The sequence below is a fragment of the Streptomyces sp. NPDC020801 genome, assembly GCF_044334385.1.
Lineage (GTDB): Bacteria > Actinomycetota > Actinomycetes > Streptomycetales > Streptomycetaceae > Streptomyces.
In genome coordinates, this window is sequence record NZ_JBIRST010000005.1 from 278,278 (window position 1) to 294,932 (window position 16,655).

General features: G+C 72.2%; 14 protein-coding genes. 6 read left to right on the forward strand and 8 right to left on the reverse strand.

Going from position 1 to position 16,655, the window contains the following annotated elements; all coding sequences use genetic code 11:
* Nucleotides 1-33: 33 nt before the first annotated feature.
* Nucleotides 34-2,121: a SpoIIE family protein phosphatase gene (locus ACH4UM_RS13245; protein WP_398177235.1), complete on the forward strand. Its 2,088-nt coding sequence runs from the start codon at nt 34-36 to the stop codon at nt 2,119-2,121.
* 72 nt (nt 2,122-2,193) lie between these two features.
* Complete coding sequence (locus ACH4UM_RS13250; RefSeq protein WP_398177238.1) at nt 2,194-3,057, forward strand: Fpg/Nei family DNA glycosylase; 864 nt, start codon at nt 2,194-2,196, stop codon at nt 3,055-3,057.
* Between the two features lie 43 nt (nt 3,058-3,100).
* Here ACH4UM_RS13250 and ACH4UM_RS13255 read toward each other — a convergent pair whose 3' ends face one another.
* From ACH4UM_RS13255 to ACH4UM_RS13265, 3 genes are all read right to left on the reverse strand, one after another.
* Nucleotides 3,101-3,754, reverse strand: coding sequence for a zf-HC2 domain-containing protein (locus ACH4UM_RS13255; protein WP_398177241.1), 654 nt, complete (start codon nt 3,752-3,754; stop codon nt 3,101-3,103).
* A gap of 150 nt (nt 3,755-3,904) precedes the next feature.
* A complete protein-coding gene (locus tag ACH4UM_RS13260) occupies nt 3,905-4,420 on the reverse strand; it encodes a hypothetical protein (protein ID WP_398177244.1) in 516 nt (171 codons plus the stop codon).
* A 146-nt stretch (nt 4,421-4,566) separates the two neighbouring features.
* A complete protein-coding gene (locus tag ACH4UM_RS13265) occupies nt 4,567-5,265 on the reverse strand; it encodes a sigma-70 family RNA polymerase sigma factor (protein ID WP_398177246.1) in 699 nt (232 codons plus the stop codon).
* Nucleotides 5,266-5,495: 230 nt separating this feature from the next.
* Here ACH4UM_RS13265 and ACH4UM_RS13270 point away from each other — a divergent pair, with 230 nt between their 5' ends.
* A complete protein-coding gene (locus ACH4UM_RS13270; RefSeq protein WP_398177249.1) occupies nt 5,496-6,656 on the forward strand; it encodes a CapA family protein in 1,161 nt (386 codons plus the stop codon).
* Between the two features lie 115 nt (nt 6,657-6,771).
* Here ACH4UM_RS13270 and ACH4UM_RS13275 read toward each other — a convergent pair whose 3' ends face one another.
* Together ACH4UM_RS13275 and ACH4UM_RS13280 are read right to left on the reverse strand one after the other, a co-directional pair.
* Complete coding sequence (locus ACH4UM_RS13275; RefSeq protein WP_398177252.1) at nt 6,772-8,199, reverse strand: amino acid permease; 1,428 nt, start codon at nt 8,197-8,199, stop codon at nt 6,772-6,774.
* A gap of 168 nt (nt 8,200-8,367) precedes the next feature.
* Entirely contained in the window at nt 8,368-8,856 is a 489-nt protein-coding gene (locus ACH4UM_RS13280) for a universal stress protein (RefSeq protein ID WP_398177255.1), read from the reverse strand.
* Between the two features lie 114 nt (nt 8,857-8,970).
* Here ACH4UM_RS13280 and lysX point away from each other — a divergent pair, with 114 nt between their 5' ends.
* Both lysX and ACH4UM_RS13290 read left to right on the forward strand, forming a co-directional pair.
* Complete coding sequence (lysX, locus tag ACH4UM_RS13285; RefSeq protein WP_398177258.1) at nt 8,971-12,252, forward strand: bifunctional lysylphosphatidylglycerol synthetase/lysine--tRNA ligase LysX; 3,282 nt, start codon at nt 8,971-8,973, stop codon at nt 12,250-12,252.
* A 106-nt stretch (nt 12,253-12,358) separates the two neighbouring features.
* Entirely contained in the window at nt 12,359-13,204 is an 846-nt protein-coding gene (locus tag ACH4UM_RS13290) for a polysaccharide deacetylase family protein (RefSeq protein WP_398177261.1), read from the forward strand.
* Between the two features lie 45 nt (nt 13,205-13,249).
* Here the strand turns inward: ACH4UM_RS13290 and ACH4UM_RS13295 are convergent, their stop codons facing one another.
* Complete coding sequence (locus ACH4UM_RS13295; protein WP_398177264.1) at nt 13,250-13,927, reverse strand: class F sortase; 678 nt, start codon at nt 13,925-13,927, stop codon at nt 13,250-13,252.
* 338 nt (nt 13,928-14,265) lie between these two features.
* Here ACH4UM_RS13295 and ACH4UM_RS13300 point away from each other — a divergent pair, with 338 nt between their 5' ends.
* A complete protein-coding gene (locus tag ACH4UM_RS13300; RefSeq protein ID WP_398177266.1) occupies nt 14,266-15,063 on the forward strand; it encodes a hypothetical protein in 798 nt (265 codons plus the stop codon).
* A gap of 151 nt (nt 15,064-15,214) precedes the next feature.
* On the opposite strand, the gene ACH4UM_RS13305 is transcribed toward ACH4UM_RS13300, so the two are convergent.
* Together ACH4UM_RS13305 and ACH4UM_RS13310 are read right to left on the reverse strand one after the other, a co-directional pair.
* Nucleotides 15,215-15,634: a hypothetical protein gene (locus tag ACH4UM_RS13305; RefSeq protein WP_398177269.1), complete on the reverse strand. Its 420-nt coding sequence runs from the start codon at nt 15,632-15,634 to the stop codon at nt 15,215-15,217.
* A gap of 235 nt (nt 15,635-15,869) precedes the next feature.
* On the reverse strand, nt 15,870-16,646 hold the full coding sequence (locus ACH4UM_RS13310) for a hypothetical protein (RefSeq protein WP_398177272.1): 777 nt from the start codon (nt 16,644-16,646) through the stop codon (nt 15,870-15,872).
* Between the last annotated feature and the right edge of the window lie 9 nt (nt 16,647-16,655).

Below are 16,655 nucleotides of genomic sequence, written 5' to 3' on the forward strand. Positions count from 1 at the left end.
GAAGAATCAGGCAAATCCTGGCAAGGTGGCTCCATGGCTGAACGGGGAGCGCGCGCCCTGTCACTCCCGGACGACTGGCCCGCCCACCCGGATCCGATCCTGGCGCTCAACCACATGGGCAGCTTCGACTGGGATCTGGACACCGGTCTGTTCAGCATGGACGCCCAGGCGCACGAGATCTTCGACGTCACCCCCGAGGAGTACGACGGCCACCCCGAGAGCCTGGCCCCGAGAGTCGCCGGGGGCGAGGGCAATCGCCTGGACGCCCTGGTGGCCCGCGCCATGAAGGACGGCCGTGAGAACTACGGCACCTACATCCGCCTGCGCCGCCGGGACGGCTCCCTGCGCTGGGCGTACACCCAGGGCTACATCCGCCGGGACGAGACCGGCCGCCCCCGCCGGATCATCGGGATCATCCGGGACGCCACCGAGGAGCTCAACGACAACGCCGGCCGTCAGGAGCGGTCCGCCCTGGACGCCGCCCGGCGCCAGCAGACCAACGTCGTCCAGGTCGCCACGGCCGCGCTCGCCCACGCGCACACCGTCCAGGACGTCATCGACGTCGTCAAGGACACCCCCGGCCTCGCCCTCCTCGGCTCCACCAGCCTGGTCCTGGGCCTGGTCGAGGCCGGCCGCATCCGGCTCGTCGCCGAGGGCCCCGAGGGCAGCTCAGTGCCCGGCACCCGCGTCACCCGGATCGACGAGCCGTACCCCATGAGCGAGGCGGTGCGGACCCTCAGCCCGCGCTTCATCGAGTCACCCGAGGACTTCGCCGCCCGCTACCCCATCCTGTGGCCGCACATCACCGACCTGAACATCACCTCGGCCGCCTATCTGCCGCTGATCGCCCAGGCTCGGCCGATCGGCGGCATGGGCCTGCTCTACAGCGGGCGGCACGGCTTCTCCCAGGAGGAGCGCAACGTCCTCGTCGCCCTCGGCAGCAGCATCGCGCAGAGCCTGCAGCGGGCCATGCTCTACGAGCAGGACAAGGACCTCGCCCAGAGCCTGCAGCAGGCCATGCTGCCGCGCACCATCCCCAGCGTGCCGGGGGCCGACGTGGCCGTGCGCTACCGCTCCGGCTACGCCGGGGGCTCGCTCGGCCGGGACATCGGCGGGGACTGGTACGACCTGATCCCGCTGCCCGGCGGCCGGGTCGGCGCCGTGATCGGTGACGTCCAGGGCCACGACACGCACGCCGCCGCCGTCATGGGTCAGCTGCGCATCGTGCTGCGCGCCTACGCCGCCGAGGGCCACACCCCGGCCACCGTGATGGCCCGCGCCTCGGTCTTCCTGCACGAACTCGACACCGACCGCTTCGCCACCTGCCTGTACGCGGAGGCCGACCTGTCCACCGGCGTCGTCCAGGTGGTGCGGGCCGGGCACATCGATCCGCTGATACGGCTGGGCGACGGAAGCTGCCGCCGGGTCGCCGTGGACGGCGGCCTGCCGCTCGGGCTGTCCGCCGAGTTCGGTAGCCTGGAGTACCCGGTGTGCGCCATGGAGCTCGACCCCGGGCAGTCGCTGGTGCTGTGCACCGACGGCCTGGTCGAGCAGCCCGGTGCCGACCTCGACGACGGCATGCGGGCCCTGGCCGCGTCCATCGCCGCCGGACCGGAGGACGTTCGGGCCCTCGCCGACCGGCTCATAGACATGGCCGATGCACGCGGCGGCGACGACGACGTGGCCCTGCTGGTCCTGCGCCGCCGGGCCCTCGCCGAGCGGCAGCCCGCCGGCCGGCTCCAGCAGCACGTGGCCCCCGGCGACCCCGAGGCCCTGACCCGGGCCCGCCACCTGATCCGCAGCGCGGTCCGCTCCTGGGGGGCCCGGGAGCGCTCCGACGAGATCGAACTCGTGGCCGACGAACTGATCACCAATGCCCTGATGCACACCGAGGGCGCCGCGATCGTCACCCTGCGGGTCCTCAACGGCACCGACCGGCGGCTGCGGGTCGAGGTGGAGGACTCCTCCAGCGCCCTGCCGCGCCGCCGCGAGCCGGGGGAGCAGGGCGTCTCCGGGCGGGGCCTGCTGCTGGTCGACCGGCTCACCGATGTGTGGGGCGTGGAGGCACGCGGCGGCGGCAAGTGCATGTGGTGCGAGTTCGTGGTCCCGGAGCGGGACTGAACAGCCGCGGGAGCGGGCGAGCGGTTCAGCGCACCGTGTGGCGCCGTCGGTCCCGGGTGGCACCCTGGGGCTATGCCGGAACTGCCCGAGGTCGAAGCGCTCAGGGACTTCCTGACCGACAACCTGGTCGGCCACGAGATCGTCCGCGTGCTGCCCGTCGCGATCAGTGTCCTGAAGACGTACGACCCTCCCGTCACCGCCCTCGAGGGCCACCGGGTCACCGAAGTGCGGCGGCACGGCAAGTTCCTCGACCTGAACACCGACGCCGGTCTGCACCTGGTGACGCATCTGGCCCGCGCGGGCTGGCTGCAGTGGAAGGACCGGCTGCCCGACGGCCCGCCGCGCCCGGGCAAGGGCCCGCTCGCCCTGCGCGCCGCCCTGGAGACCGGCGCGGGCTTCGACCTCACCGAGGCCGGCACCCAGAAACGGCTCGCGGTGTACGTCGTACGGGATCCGCAGGAGGTGCCGGGGGTGGCCCGCCTCGGCCCCGACCCGCTGTCCGAGGACTTCGACGCGGCCCGCTTCGCCCGGCTGCTCGCGGGGGAACGGCGGCAGATCAAGGGCGCGCTGCGCGACCAGAGCCTGATCGCGGGGGTGGGCAACGCCTACAGCGACGAGATCCTGCACGCGGCGCGGATGTCGCCGTTCAAGCTGGCCGCCTCCCTGACACCGGAGGAGACCGGAAGACTGTACGAGGCGCTGCGCAGTACCCTGACGGAGGCGGTCGAGCGGTCCCGGGGCGTCGCGGCCGGCCGGCTGAAGGCGGAGAAGAAGAGCGGTCTGCGGGTGCATGGCCGCACCGGCGAGCCCTGCCCGGTGTGCGGCGACACCGTCCGCGAGGTCTCCTTCAGCGACTCCTCGCTGCAGTACTGCCCGACCTGCCAGACGGGCGGCAAGCCGCTCGCGGACCGCAGACTGTCCCGGCTGCTCAAGTAGCCTGGCGCACGTGGCGCGCGCTTTTGCCGGGCCGGCGGGGTGGTCAGGAGGGATCGAGCTTCACCAGCGGTTGCCCGTCCGCCGTGCGCACCTCGAAGCGGGCGATCTGGCCGGGATGCATCGCCGCGCCGCCGGCCATCGTGTTGGCGTCGGCGTTGTGGGCGGGCACGGCCCAGCTGGTCACGGTCTGCTCGGAGCCGTCACGGCCGATCACGACCAGCCGGCAGGAACGGGGACCGGCTCCGTCCTTGACCCGAAGCTCGACCGAGCTGCCCCAGTCCGCGTCCGCCGCTCTGACCTCGGCCCACACGCCCGTCTTGGCGTCGGTCGCCGCGACGTGCAGGGGCCCGGCGTCCCCGTGCCCGGCCATGGCGGCGACGGCCGGTCCGCCCACGGCCAGCGCCACGGAGGCGGCCAGGCCGTACAGCAGCCGCCGGCGGCCGGCCCGGTGGCGCCGGGCCACGTCGCCGACCAGCCGGTCCAGCAGCCGGGGGCCGGGCTGGGTCATGGGGTGCACGAAGCGCGGCGTGGCGCGCCGGTACAGCATCAGCTGCCGTGCGGGGGGCCCGAACTCGGTGACCTGTGCCGCGCACCGAGGACACTCCATGAGGTGGTCCTCGAAGCGGAAGGCGTCCGCCTCGTCCAGCACGCCGAGCGCGTAGGCGCCGACGTCGCGATGCCGTTCCAGGGACCTCATGCCGAATCCTCGTGACCGTGGGGTGTGGGTGGGGTTACTCCTTGCTCCCACCCGTACGCACCAGACAGCCGAATCACTCAAGCCACGTACAGAATCGTAATCAAGGGGTTCGGAGCGGCCGGGCCCGTGGATTGGTCGGAATCCAGAAAACTAGAAAAGATGGATGGCCAGATGTCCGAGGGGCAGTCCGAGCTGCCAGGCCGGTGTCCACACCTTCGGCCCCTCGTCCTCGCCGAGTCCGCCCACGCCGCCCGGCACCGCGTCCAGGTCGGGTGCGAGCAGCTCGGTCTCCTCCAGCCACCGCCAGGCCACCTCGGCCAGCGCCAGGTCCGGCGAGGGCACACCCAAGGCGTGCACCTGGGCCGTGAGGTCGGCCATCCGCTCGCACACCCAGTCCTGCCACGGCTGGTCGTAGGCGGTCAGCGACAGCCAGGTCTCCAGCTGGGAGACCACCCGGATGCCGGAGAGCTCGCCGCCGGTGTCGGACAGGAAGATGGTCAGCGCCAGCGCGTCCCGCCCGGCGCGGAACTCGAAGGACGTCGGCGGCATCAGATCGCCGGTCCGCAGCAGCTCGTCGGCGATGTACTCGGCGTACAACCAGGCCATGGGGACGGCCAGTTCACCGCCGCCGTTGCCGTCCGTGCTCTCTTGACCTCTGTGCAGCATCCCTTCCTGCCTTCCTCCGGTGCGTGCGCGTCGCCCGACCCCGGCTCCTGGGACAGAGCCCATCCGGAACACGGATGAGGACAGCCGATTACTCAACGGTGGTCCACAGCAAGGCGCTTTACGGAGGTTTGACTCGGCAGTCGGTTTCACCGCAGGTCGGTCGCGTATCCCGGAAGCACCCGGCGCAGGGCGCGCAGCGCGTAGTACGCGCGGGACTTCACGGTACCGGGCGGAATCCCCAGGGTTTCGGCGGCCTCCGCCACACTCGCCCCCTGGAAGTACACCAGCACCAGGACTTCACGGTGCTGCGGAGTGAGTGTCTTCACAGCGCGGCGCACATCGAGCGTCGCGGCGGAGCGTTCGGCGTGGTCGGCGATCACCCGGGCGTTCTCCAGCACCGCGTCCCCGACCTCCGGCGGCCTGGCCTGCCGGGCCCGGCGCGCGTCGATGGCGAGCCGGCGCGCGACGGTCAGCAGCCAGGGCCGCACGGAGTCGAAGGCGTCGGCGCGCAGCGCCTCGGGGTGCTGCCAGGCACGCACGAGCGTCTCCTGGAGCAGATCCTCGGCGCGCTGCCGGTCGCCGTCGCACAGCCGCAGGAGCAGGGCGAACAGCGGCCGGCCGTGCTCGCGCTGCAGTTCGGCGAGTTCGTGTTCGGCGGTCGTCCGTGCGGCGGTCGTCCGTGTGGCGGTCGTCCGTGTGGCGGTCGTGCGGGCAGTGGCCGTGCAGGGCGCAGTCGTCCGTGTGGCGGTCGTGCGGGCAGTGGCCGTGCAGGGCGCAGTCGTCCGTGCGGCAGTCGTCCGTGCGGCGGTCGTCGTCCCGCGCGGGAGGGTGGTTCCGGCCGTCATGGCCGTATGGCAGCGCAGGGCGGTGGACGGGGACAGGGCGCGCGCACGACCGTGCGGCGGACGGTCGATCGCGTCGGCGAACGGTTCGGCGAACGGTCCGTCAGGACGCTTGCCACACACCCATCGGGCGTACGGGAGGGTCGATACCGTTTGCGGCGGCGGTCAGAATCGTACCCATTTGTATGTCCATATGACGACCCTGTTTCCCGTGCTCGCAGTGGGGTGAACCGATGATCGCACGCAGACGGCAGGTGGCCCTGCTCATGACGGCCCTCCTCTCGGCGGGCGCCGCCTGCCAGGCCCACCACCGGGAGCAGCCGCACGCCGCGTCCGCACACCCGGGGCCCTCGGTCCGGCCGGCGGCCCCCAACGCCTTCACCCTCGTCGCCTCCGGCGACATCCTGCCCGACGGCTCGATCGTCGACCGCGCCCGCTTCGACTCCGGCGGCGCCGGAGTCGACTTCCGCCCGATGCTCGCCGGCGTGCGGCCCCTCGTCTCCCGCGCCGACCTGGCGCTGTGTCACCTGGACACCGGCTTCGGAGCGACCGGCGCGCACACGGACGTGTCCCGTTTCAAGGCGCCGCCCGAGCTGGCCCAGGCCCTCGCGACGACCGGCTACGACAGCTGCTCGACCGCTTCCGAGCATGCCCTGGACAGCGGCCCCGAGGGCCTGCGCAACGCCCTGGACGCCCTGGACCGCGCCGGGGTGCAGCACGCCGGAACGGCACGCGCCGCGGCCGAGGCCCGCGGCACCCTGGTGCGCGCCGGCGGGGCGCTGGTCGCCCACCTCGCCTACACCTACGGCTCGAACGGGCCGCTCCCGAGCGGGCAGCCGTGGGCGGTCCGCCTCATCGACGACGACCGGATCCTCGCCGACGCCCGGGCGGCCCGGCAGGCGGGCGCCGACGTGGTGGTCGTCTCCCTGCACTGGGGCAGCGAGTGGCAGGACGCGCCCGGCGAGCAGCAGCTGGCTCTGGCCCGGCGGCTGACCGCCTCGCGCACCGGAGGCCGCCCCGACATCGACCTGATCCTCGGCACCCACGCGCACATCCCGCAGGCCTACGAGAAGGTCAACGGCACCTGGGTGGTCTACGGCATGGGCGCCCAGATCGCGGGCCAGCCGGCCGGCGACCGCGGCCTGCAGGACCCGCGCGGCAACCAGAGCACCCTCGCCCGGTTCACCTTCGCCCCGCCCGCGCGGCCGGGCGGGCGCTGGGAGGTGGCCCGGGCCGAGTTCGTCCCCGAGGCCTTCGATCCCGACGCCGGCCGGGTGGTGAACCTCAACGAGGCCATCGCCAAGGGCGCCGACCTGCAGGCCGTGCGCGACCGCATCCAGAGAGTGGTGTTCAGCCGGGGCGCGGGGAAGGACGGGCTGATGATGGGACAGTGACCGGGGACACCGCTTCTCCGCCGACGCCACCCGCACCCCGCCGTCCGGGCGGGTGCGGACCTCCTCCGCGCCCTTCCGGCCCGCTGGAGCGCCCGGGTGTCCGTGATCAATACACCTAGGGCGCTGTCGCCTGTCGCCCGGCCAGCACCGACCGCTTGTACGAGTAAAGGAAGTAGATCACGCACCCGATCACGAACCACACGGCGAACCGCACCCAGGTCTGCCACTGCAGGAACGTGATCAGCCAGATCGAGAAGACGATCCCCAGCGCCGGCACGAACGGCATCCAGGGCGTGCGGAAACCGCGCGGCAGGTCCGGCTGCCGGTAGCGCAGCACGATCACCGCCGTGCACACCACCACGAACGCCAGCAGGATGCCGATGTTGGTCAGTTCGGCCGCCTCGGCGATCGGCAGGAACCCGGCGATGAGCGCCGACGCGACCCCGACGATCCAGGTCACCCGGGTCGGCACGTGCCGCGTGGGGTGCGTCTTCGCGAACCACCTCGGCAGCAGCCCGTCCCGGGACATGGCGAACCACACCCGGGTCACGCCCAGCATGAACGTGAACATCACGGTGAGGATGCCGATGATCGCGCCCACCGCGATCACGTCCGCGAGCCGGTTCAGCCCCACCGACTTGAACGCCGTCGAGAACCCGCTCTCCTTGTCGATGTCCTTGTAGTTCTGCATACCGGTCAGGACCAGACAGGCCGCCACGTACAGCACCATCGCGATCGCCAGCGAGTAGATGATCGCCTTCGGCATGTGCCGCTGGGCGTCCTTCGACTCCTCGGCCGCCGTCGACATCGCGTCGTAGCCGAAGACCGCGAAGAACACGGTCGCCGCGCCCGTGAACGCCCCACCGACGCCGTAGGGGAAGAACGGGTGGTAGTTCGCGGTGCTGATGTGGAAGACACCCACCCCGATCACCAGCAGCACCACCAGGACCTTCACCACCACCACGAAGGTCTCGAAGCGGGCCGCGTTGCGGATGCCCAGGGTCAGCAGCCAGGCGATGAGAAGGCAAAGGACCGCCGCGAACAGATCCACCCGGTGCCCCGCGCCGGTGCCGGGCGCGCCCAGCATCCACGCCGGCAGCTTCGCGCCCATGTCCTCGACCAGGAAGCTGAAGTAGCCGGAGATACCGATCGCGACGACCGCCACGATCGCCGTGTACTCCAGGAGCAGGTCCCAGCCGATGAACCAGCCGGCGAACTCGCCGAGCACCGCGTAGCCGTAGGTGTAGGCGGAGCCCGCCTTGGGGATCAGGCCGGCGAACTCGGCGTACGACAGCGCGGCCGCCGCGCTCGCGATACCGGCGATCAGGAAGGAGACGAGCACCGCCGGGCCCGCCGTGCCGTTGGCCACCGTACCGGCGAGGGTGAAGATACCCGCGCCGATGATGCCGCCCACACCGATCGCGGTCAGCTGCCCCAGCCCCAGCGAGCGTTCGAGCTGTGGGCCCTCGCCGACTTCCGTCTCTTCGATGTGTTCGATGGGTTTGCGACGGAGAATGCCCTCACCCATCCGGAGCCCGGCCATGCGCCTCACCTCTTCGCCGACGGCAAACGGCTGATGGCGGATCATGATGGCTCAGGGCCGACGGGTACGGAAGACGCCACGCACGGGGGGACGGCCGCGGGAGACAGGCACGCCGCAGTGGCCTACGGCCCCGCGCCCACGGGCGCTACGGCCCCGCGCCCACGGGCGCTACGGCACCACCGTCACCGGCCACCGCCCCGCCTTGACCAGGCGGATGGCGACCGAGCCGATGATCCGGTGCCCGGCCTGCTCGGAGGCGCCCACCACCACGGCGTCCGCCGTCAGCTCGTCGGCGGCCTTCATCAGGCCGTTGTACGGGTCGCCGGGAAAGGTGTGGAACTCCCAGCGGACCTCGTATATCCCCCTGAGCCGCTCGGTCGCCTCCCGGATCTGCTGCACCAGGTCCTCGGCGATCTCATCCGTCGTCCCGGCCACCGGCGCCCCCAGCGCGGCACCGGCCGTCATCACCGGCTGCACGTACACGAGGGCGAGCAGCGCGCCCTGCCGGCGGGCGAGGCCGGCAGCATAGGCCGCGGCCCGCATCGAGGAGTCGGAGCCGTCCACCCCGGCGACGATCACCTTCGGCCCGTCCGTGCCCCGCTCGAACCCGTACTCGTGCCGCTCGTGCCGCTCGTGCTGCCCGTGCTGTTCCGTCACGTCTGCGAGGCTATCGGAATGCCCGGCCCGCGCCGCCTCGTGGGGACCTCCCGACGGGCGCCACCGGCGCGGTGTTCCTACAGTCGGAACCATGAGTGCCACCCTGCCAAGGTCATGACCACCACCGCCGGTGCCGCCCCGCCCAGGGGCGCCGCGGAATCCGCCGAGCCGCCCAGGAGCGGCTTCCTCGGCCGTGTGCCCGAGGGCTTCGCCACCTTCTTCGGCGCCCTCGGCCTGCTCTGCGTGCTGCTGGATCTCATCGCCCCGCTGCGCGTGCTGCTCCGCCCGGTCGTCCACCTCCTCGACCTGTTCCTCGTCCCCGTCAGCGCCAACCTCGCCTACGCCGTCTTCCTCTTCCTCCTCGCCGGCGCGACCGCCGCCCGCAAGAAGGTCGCCTGGTGGCTGGTCGTCGTCTACCTGGGCCTGGTCATCCTGAGCGACGGCCTCGGCCTGGCGCTCGGCCACTACACAGGGTCGCTCCCCTCCTTCGTCCTGTGCGGCCTCGCGCTGCTGCTGCTGGTCGTGGCCCGCGGGGAGTTCTACGCCGCCTCCCGGCGCGGGGCCGTGTGGCGGGCCCTCGCGGTGCTCGCCGCCGGGCTCGCCGTGGCGATCCTGGTCGGCTGGGGGCTGGTCGCCCTCTTCCCCGGCACCCTCCCGCCGGACCTGCACCTGGCGTGGTCCGCCAACCGGGTGCTGGGCGGACTCGTCTCCGCCCGCGACTTCGACGGCCGCACGCCGCGCTTCGTGACCTTCCTGCTCGGCCTGTTCGGCGCGCTCGCCCTGCTCAGCGCCGCGGCCACGCTCTTCCGCTCCCAGCGCCTGGAGGCGGCCCTGCACGGCGACGAGGAACCGCGTATCCGCGCCCTGCTCAAGGCCTACGGCGAGGACGACTCCCTCGGCTACTTCGCCACCCGCCGCGACAAGGCCGTCGTCTTCTCACCCAGCGGCAAGGCCGCCGTCACCTACCGCGTCGAGGCGGGCGTGTGCCTGGCCAGCGGCGACCCCATCGGCGACCGCGAGGCCTGGCCGCACGCGATCGCCGCCTGGCTGAGCGCGGCCCGCCGCTACGCCTGGACGCCCGCCGTGATGGGCGCCTCCGAGGAGGGCGCCAGGGCCTACGTCCGCTCCGGGCTCGGCGCTCTCCAGCTCGGCGACGAGGCGATCGTGCACGTCGCCGACTTCGACCTCGACGGCCGGGACATGCGCGTGACGCGGCAGGCCGTGCACCGCGTGCGCCGCACCGGCGCCACCTGCCGCGTCCGCCGCCATGCCACCCTCACCGACGAGGAAATGGAGGAGGTGATCGACAAGGCCGACGCCTGGCGCGACACCGAGACCGAGCGCGGCTTCTCCATGGCGCTGGACCGGCTCGGTGACCCGGCCGACGGCGACTGCCTCCTCGCCGAGGCCCTCGCTGCCGACGGCCGGCTGCTCGCCCTGCTCTCCTTCGTGCCCTGGGGCCGTGACGGCATCTCCCTGGACCTGATGCGCCGGGACCGCGCCGCACCCAACGGCGTCATGGAGTTCATGGCTGCCGAACTGTGCGCGGCCGCCCCGAAACTGGGCGTGCACCGCATCTCGCTGAACTTCGCCGTCTTCCGCTCGGTGTTCGAGGAGGGCGCCCGCATCGGCGCGGGCCCGGTGCTGCGCCTGTGGCGCCGGATGCTGCTGTTCTTCTCCCGCTGGTGGCAGCTGGAGGCCCTCTACCGCTCCAACGCCAAGTACCACCCCGAGTGGTACCCGCGCTTCATCTGCTATCGCGAGACCGCCTCCCTGGCCCGGATCGGCCTCGCCTCCGCGATCGCGGAGGGCTTCGTCTCCGTGCCCTCGCTGCGCAAGCTGTGGGGCAAGGGTCACTCCCGCTCCGGACCGCGGCCCGCCACCACCGAGGGCCTGCCCTCGCTGACCGCGCTCGGCCTCGACGAGCGGGAGCGGGCCGCCGCGGCCGACCCGCTCGCCGGGCTGCCCGAACAGGTCCGCATCCGGCACGCCCGGCTCGAGCGGCTGCGCGCGGCCGGCACCGACCCCTACCCGGTGGGCGTCCCGGCCCGCACCCGCACCCTGGCCGAGGTCCGCGAGGGCGAGCAGGTCACGGTCGCCGGCCGGATCATGCTGGTGCGCGACTTCGGCGGCGTCGTCTTCGCCGTCCTGCGCGACTGGTCCGGCGAGCGCCAACTCGCCCTCACCCGCGACGAGACCGGCCGGCCCGCCCTGGACCGCTTCACCGCGGACACCGACATCGGCGACCACATCACCGCCACCGGCCGCTCGGGCGTCAGCGACAAGGGCGAGCCGACCGTCTTCGTCACCTCCTGGCAGCTGCTCGCCAAGTGCCTGCGCCCGCTGCCCGACAAGCGCCGGGGCCTGGCCGATCCCGAGGCCAAGGTACGCATGCGCTACCTCGACCTGGTGGCGAGCCCAGCAGCCCGCGACGTGGTCCGGGCCCGCTCCACCGCCGTGCAGGCACTGCGCCAGGGCCTGCTGGACCGCGGCTTCCTCGAGGTGGAGACCCCGATGCTGCAACGGGTCCACGGTGGCGCCAACGCCCGCCCCTTCACCACCCACATCAACGCCTACGACCTCGACATGTATCTGCGCATCGCCCCCGAGCTGTACCTGAAGCGGCTGTGCGTCGGCGGGCTCGAGAAGGTCTTCGAGATGGGCCGCACCTTCCGCAACGAGGGCATCTCCTACAAGCACAACCCCGAGTTCACGATGCTGGAGGCCTACCAGGCCTACGCCGACTACGACGTGATGCTCGACCTCACCCGCGAACTGATCCAGGGCGCCGCGACCGCCGCCTTCGGCCGCCCGGTGGCCCGCAAGGACGGCACCGAGTACGACATCTCCGGCCCCTGGCCGGTCAAGTCGGTGCACGGCGCGATCTCCGAGGCGCTCGGCGAGGAGATCGGCTCCGGCACGGACCTGGCCGCGCTGCACCGGCTCTGCGACCGTGCCGGCGTGCCGTACACCGCGGACGACAGTCCCGGCGAGGTCGTGCTGGAGATGTACGAACGGCTGGTGGAGGAACGGACGGAGCTGCCCACCTTCTACAAGGACTTCCCGACCGACGTCTCCCCGCTCACCCGGCAGCACCGCAGCGACCCGCGGCTCGCCGAGCGCTGGGACCTCGTCGCCTTCGGCACCGAACTCGGCACCGCCTACTCCGAACTGACCGACCCCGTCGAACAGCGCCGCCGCCTCACCGCCCAGTCCCTGCTCGCCGCCGGCGGAGACCCGGAGGCGATGGAACTGGACGAGGACTTCCTCGGCGCCCTCGAGTATGCGATGCCCCCCACCGGTGGCCTCGGTATCGGCGTGGACCGCCTGATCATGTTCCTCACCGGTCTCACCATCCGGGAGACGCTCCCCTTCCCGCTGGTCCGCCCCCGCTGAACGCCCTGCCGGACCGAGTGTCGCGAGGTGTGCCGCGCTGGGCCGGGCGGGTGCTTTCGTGCCGCCGTACCGGTGCCGCGGTGGTGAGCCGGTCAACTGATGAGTCATGCAAAAGGATCAGTTGCTCACGCGGCGCCGGGCGCTGCTCGCCGGGGTCGCCGCTCTCGGGGCGGCGGGGGCGGCAGGCACGGCAGGACTGCTGCTCTCCGGCTCCTCCGACACTCCGGCGAGGCCCGCCGCCCCCGCCGCGGGCCCGGCGGCGCGCAGCGCCCTGAAGCCCTCCGCCTACCGCCTGCGGCCCCTGACCGGCGAAGCCGCCCTGCCCGCCCGGCCCCTGCCGACCAGGGTGCGGCACGCGCCGATCCTGCACATGTCCGGCCGCGGCAACACCATGCTGCTCACCTTCGACGACGGCCCCCACCCCGTGTACACCCCGCACATCCTGGACACCCTGGCCAGGTACGACGTCCGGGCGACCTTCTTCGTGTGCGGGGAGATGGCCGAGTGGAACCGCGACCTGCTGGCCCGGATGGCCGACGAGGGACACGTCGTCGGCAACCACACCTGGACCCATCCGCTGCTCACCCAGCTCAGCCGCTCGGAGATCCGCTCCGAGATCGAACGCACCAGCGAGGTGATCGAGAAGGCCTACGGTGAGGCGCCTCTGTGGTTCCGCGCCCCCTACGGCGCCTGGAACCGGGCGACCTTCCAGATGAACGCCGAGATGGGCATGGAACCGCTGGCCTGGACGGTCGACAGCTTCGACTGGACCACCCCCGGTACCGACAGCATCGTCCACCACGTCGAGCACGGTGCCGCTCCCGGCGTCGTGGTGCTCTCCCACGACGCCGGGGGCGACCGCTCGCAGACCGTCCAGGCGCTGAGCAGGTATCTGCCGTGGCTGCTGGATGAGGGCTACCGCCTCACCGTGCCGCGCCGGACGTACATCTGACCGGGCCCTCGCCCGCCCGGCCGGGGAAGGGGGGCCCGGAAGGACTCAACGGACCTCGACCAGGCGGGCGAAGACGACGACATTTCCCTGGTATCCGGTCTGCTTGGTGTAACCGCCACCGCAGGTGATGACCCTGAGTTCCGGTGTGCCCTTCGAGCCGTAGACCCGGTCGCCGGGGAAGTTGTTCTTCTGGAAGACCTCCACGCCGTAGGTCTCGAAAACAGCCGTCTTCCCGTCCTGGCGGCGGATCTCGATGTGATTCCCCTTCTTCAGGGCGCCGAGTCCGTAGAAGACCGCCGGACCCGCCTTGTTGTCCACATGGCCGACGACGACCGCGGTCCCCCTTTCTCCCGGCGTGACGGCGCCGCTGAACCAGCCGGCCAGATTCGGGTCCTCCGGCGGCGGCGCGGCGACCCAGCCGTCCGGGTCCACGCCGACCGGTGTGACGGGCGCGTCGACCTGGATCACGGGGATCCTGACCCGGTCCGGCATCGAGCGTGGCAACGGCTCCTGGGCCCCGGCGGAGGGGGTCGGCGCCCGGCTGCTGTCCGGCGCGGCCGCCGTCGCCGGCTGCGGCGGACCGATGTCGAATTCTCCCGAACCATTGCGGATGAGGGCGAGCCCGGTGAGCAGAAGAAGCGCTATCACACCCCACGGGGCACGCTTCTTCCGCGGCTCCCGCTCCTCCTCTGCGGCCATTCTGGGCAGCTCGCGCACATACATTCGCCATCCCCTCTCGACGTGGCCGTCGCCCCGTCATTCGCGCATAAGAGAACGCTAAGTCTCGCGTGCGCAACCGGCGACGGGGCAGCAGCGAACGGGTGGAGCCCGGGCGAGCGGCAGCTGACGGTGCGCCATCCGGGTCGTCCGGACCGAGATCATCTGACGGTCCGTGACCTGCGGCGTTTTCCGAAGGGGTGAATACCGTCGTGTGTCGGCTCACCAGTACGGACCAGCGCCGAAATGCGCCCGCGTACAAGGCATCTGAGGGTATTTCTGGGAGGTGCTTTCTCGCCGATCGTCCGGGTACGGGTCCCGGGGCGCCTTCCGCGGAGGATCACATGCGTACTGCTCGCACCCCCTCGGCGGTCCTGCTCGCAGCTGTCGCCGCGGTCGGGCTCGCCGCCCCGGCGGCCGTCGCGAAGGGCAGCGGCTCCCCGGGCGCCTCATCGGACGTAGCTCCGGGCGCCGGCGGTCCGGGCGCCGGTGGTCCCGGCGCTGATCAGCAGGGCGGATTCGATCCGGGGACCGGAAACGGCACGGGCAACGGAGTCGGAAGGGAATTGGAGGGGCAGTCCTCGAGCGGCGGCAACGTCTCCGGAACCGAGCCGTACTCGGGCGTCGAAGGCGCTCGGGGCGGCGGTTTCGACGAGCAGTTGCCGGGTGCCACCGGGGACCGTCAGGACAGCGACCTCGGGTTCGGTGGTCCGCGCGAAGGCTCCCGCTCCGGTTCGGGCCCTGCCCCCAGCATCGTCGTCAGGCCCAGCGTCATCACCCGCGGCGGTCAGCTGTCAGTGACGGTCGAAGGCTGCCGCGACGGCAGCACCATGGACTCGAGCGTCTTTCCGAAGACCCCACTGCGGCCGGTCAACCAGGCCGGGGAGACGGCCCGGGGAAGCGCGACGATCCATCCGGACGCCCGCCCGGGTACGTACACGATCCGGGTCGTCTGCAACGGCCGGCCTCTGGTCCGCCCGGCGGCCTTCACCGTCATCGGCGGCGTGCAGGGCGGGCTGGGCGGCGGCACCACGACCGGCGCCACCCCGACCGACATGGCCATCGGCGGCGGGCTGATGGCCACGGGCGTCGTCGGGGGAGGCGTGTTCTGGATGCGCCGCCGGACGCACAAGCGCCTCTGAGGCGCGCCACTGCACAGTCCCGCCCCTGCGCCTGCGATCCGGTCTCCCTCCGGGGAGGCCGGATCTCCTTTCTCCCACGCACGTCGACAGGCCTTCGCCCCGGACCTCGAAGGGTCCGGGGCGAAGGCCTGTGGTGATGACCGAAAGACGGTCAGGCGACGCCCTCCTCGCCGGTGCGGCGGCGCGAGAGGTAGTACGCCGCGCCGAGCGAGCCCGCGATCAGCGCGGTGCCCATGCCGATCTCCTTGAGGTCGAAGCCGGCGATGGTGCCGCCCTCGCCCGCGCGGACACCGTGCTGGAAGTGCTCCGACTTGCCTCCGCCGCGGCCTTCGTCGTCACCACCGCCGTAGGAGTGACGGCTCCCGCCGCCTCCGCCGCCGTGGCTCTCCTCGTCGCTGTCACCGTCGTCGGAGCGGCCGCTGCCGCCTCCGCCGCCGTACGAGGAGTGGCCGTCGCTGCCGCCGCCGTAGGAGGAGTGGCTGGCACCGACGCCGGCGAAGGCGACGGGTGCGGAGAAGGTGAGGGCGCTGACGCCCAGCAGTGCGGCCGAAACGACGCGTATTGCGCGCATGATGAATCCTCCGGGTCCCCGAGGAGCAGCTGCGGACCTTTTCCGCTTGTGCCGGAAATGCACCTCGATGATCAAAACGCTAGGAACAAGCGCACTCCGGCGCGATCGCACTCGGGCGAACGGGGCAACCGCGTGGGCCGCACAGGGGACGGCGTTCGTGCGGCCGGGGGACCGGGACGGCCCGCCGGGGTGAAGGGCTGTCAGACCCCGCAGGCCGTTCGGCGGTGAGGAACCGTCAGCCACCCCCTCGGCCCGTCAGGTGCGGGAGCAGGTCCAGGAAGGGTCCGGCCGACGCCGACACCCCCCGGCTGTAGGGCGCGTCGAAGTCCCAGATCAGGAAGAGCAGGAAGGCGATCAGCGCGGAGAACAGCCCGGCGAGGACCAGCTCCCTCGGCGTACGCCGGATCTGCAGCGCGAACACCATGCCGATGGTGACGACGGCCCCCGAGATCAGCCCGAACCACACCACTGCCGGCATCGTCGCCCCGGTGGAGTGGGCCCGCGCGGAGCGGGCCTGGGCGGCGGCGGCGACCTGGTCCACCAGCGGCTGGTAGGCCTGCGCCTCGAAGTCCGACTTCGGCCGGTAGTCGGTGACGTCCGCGCGGACGCGGTCGAGCAGCTGGTCGCCCCGCCCGGTGACCCGGCCGTGGGCGGTCATCGCCTTCCACTCGGTGGTGACGACGTGTCCGGCATAGGCGTTGACATCGGAGCGAATGCGGTCCCGGACGTCCGGCGGGTAGACCCGGACCCGCTCGGAGATCTCGTGCAGCGCCTGGGCCTCCGCCTGGACGTGGTCCTGGGCGGCGACACGCGCCTCCCAGACCCCGGCGATGGCCAGGCCCAGCACGATGGCGTACACCACGCCGATCCACATCGTCATGTACTCGATGACGTCCGGGGTCTCACTGGGGTCGTCGTCCTCGGCCGCCGTGCGGTGCCGCAGGAGGGTGATGACGACGACCACGGCGCACGCGGCCAGCATCGCGAGGACGAGAACAAGCCATTCCGACAACGGGTTCCT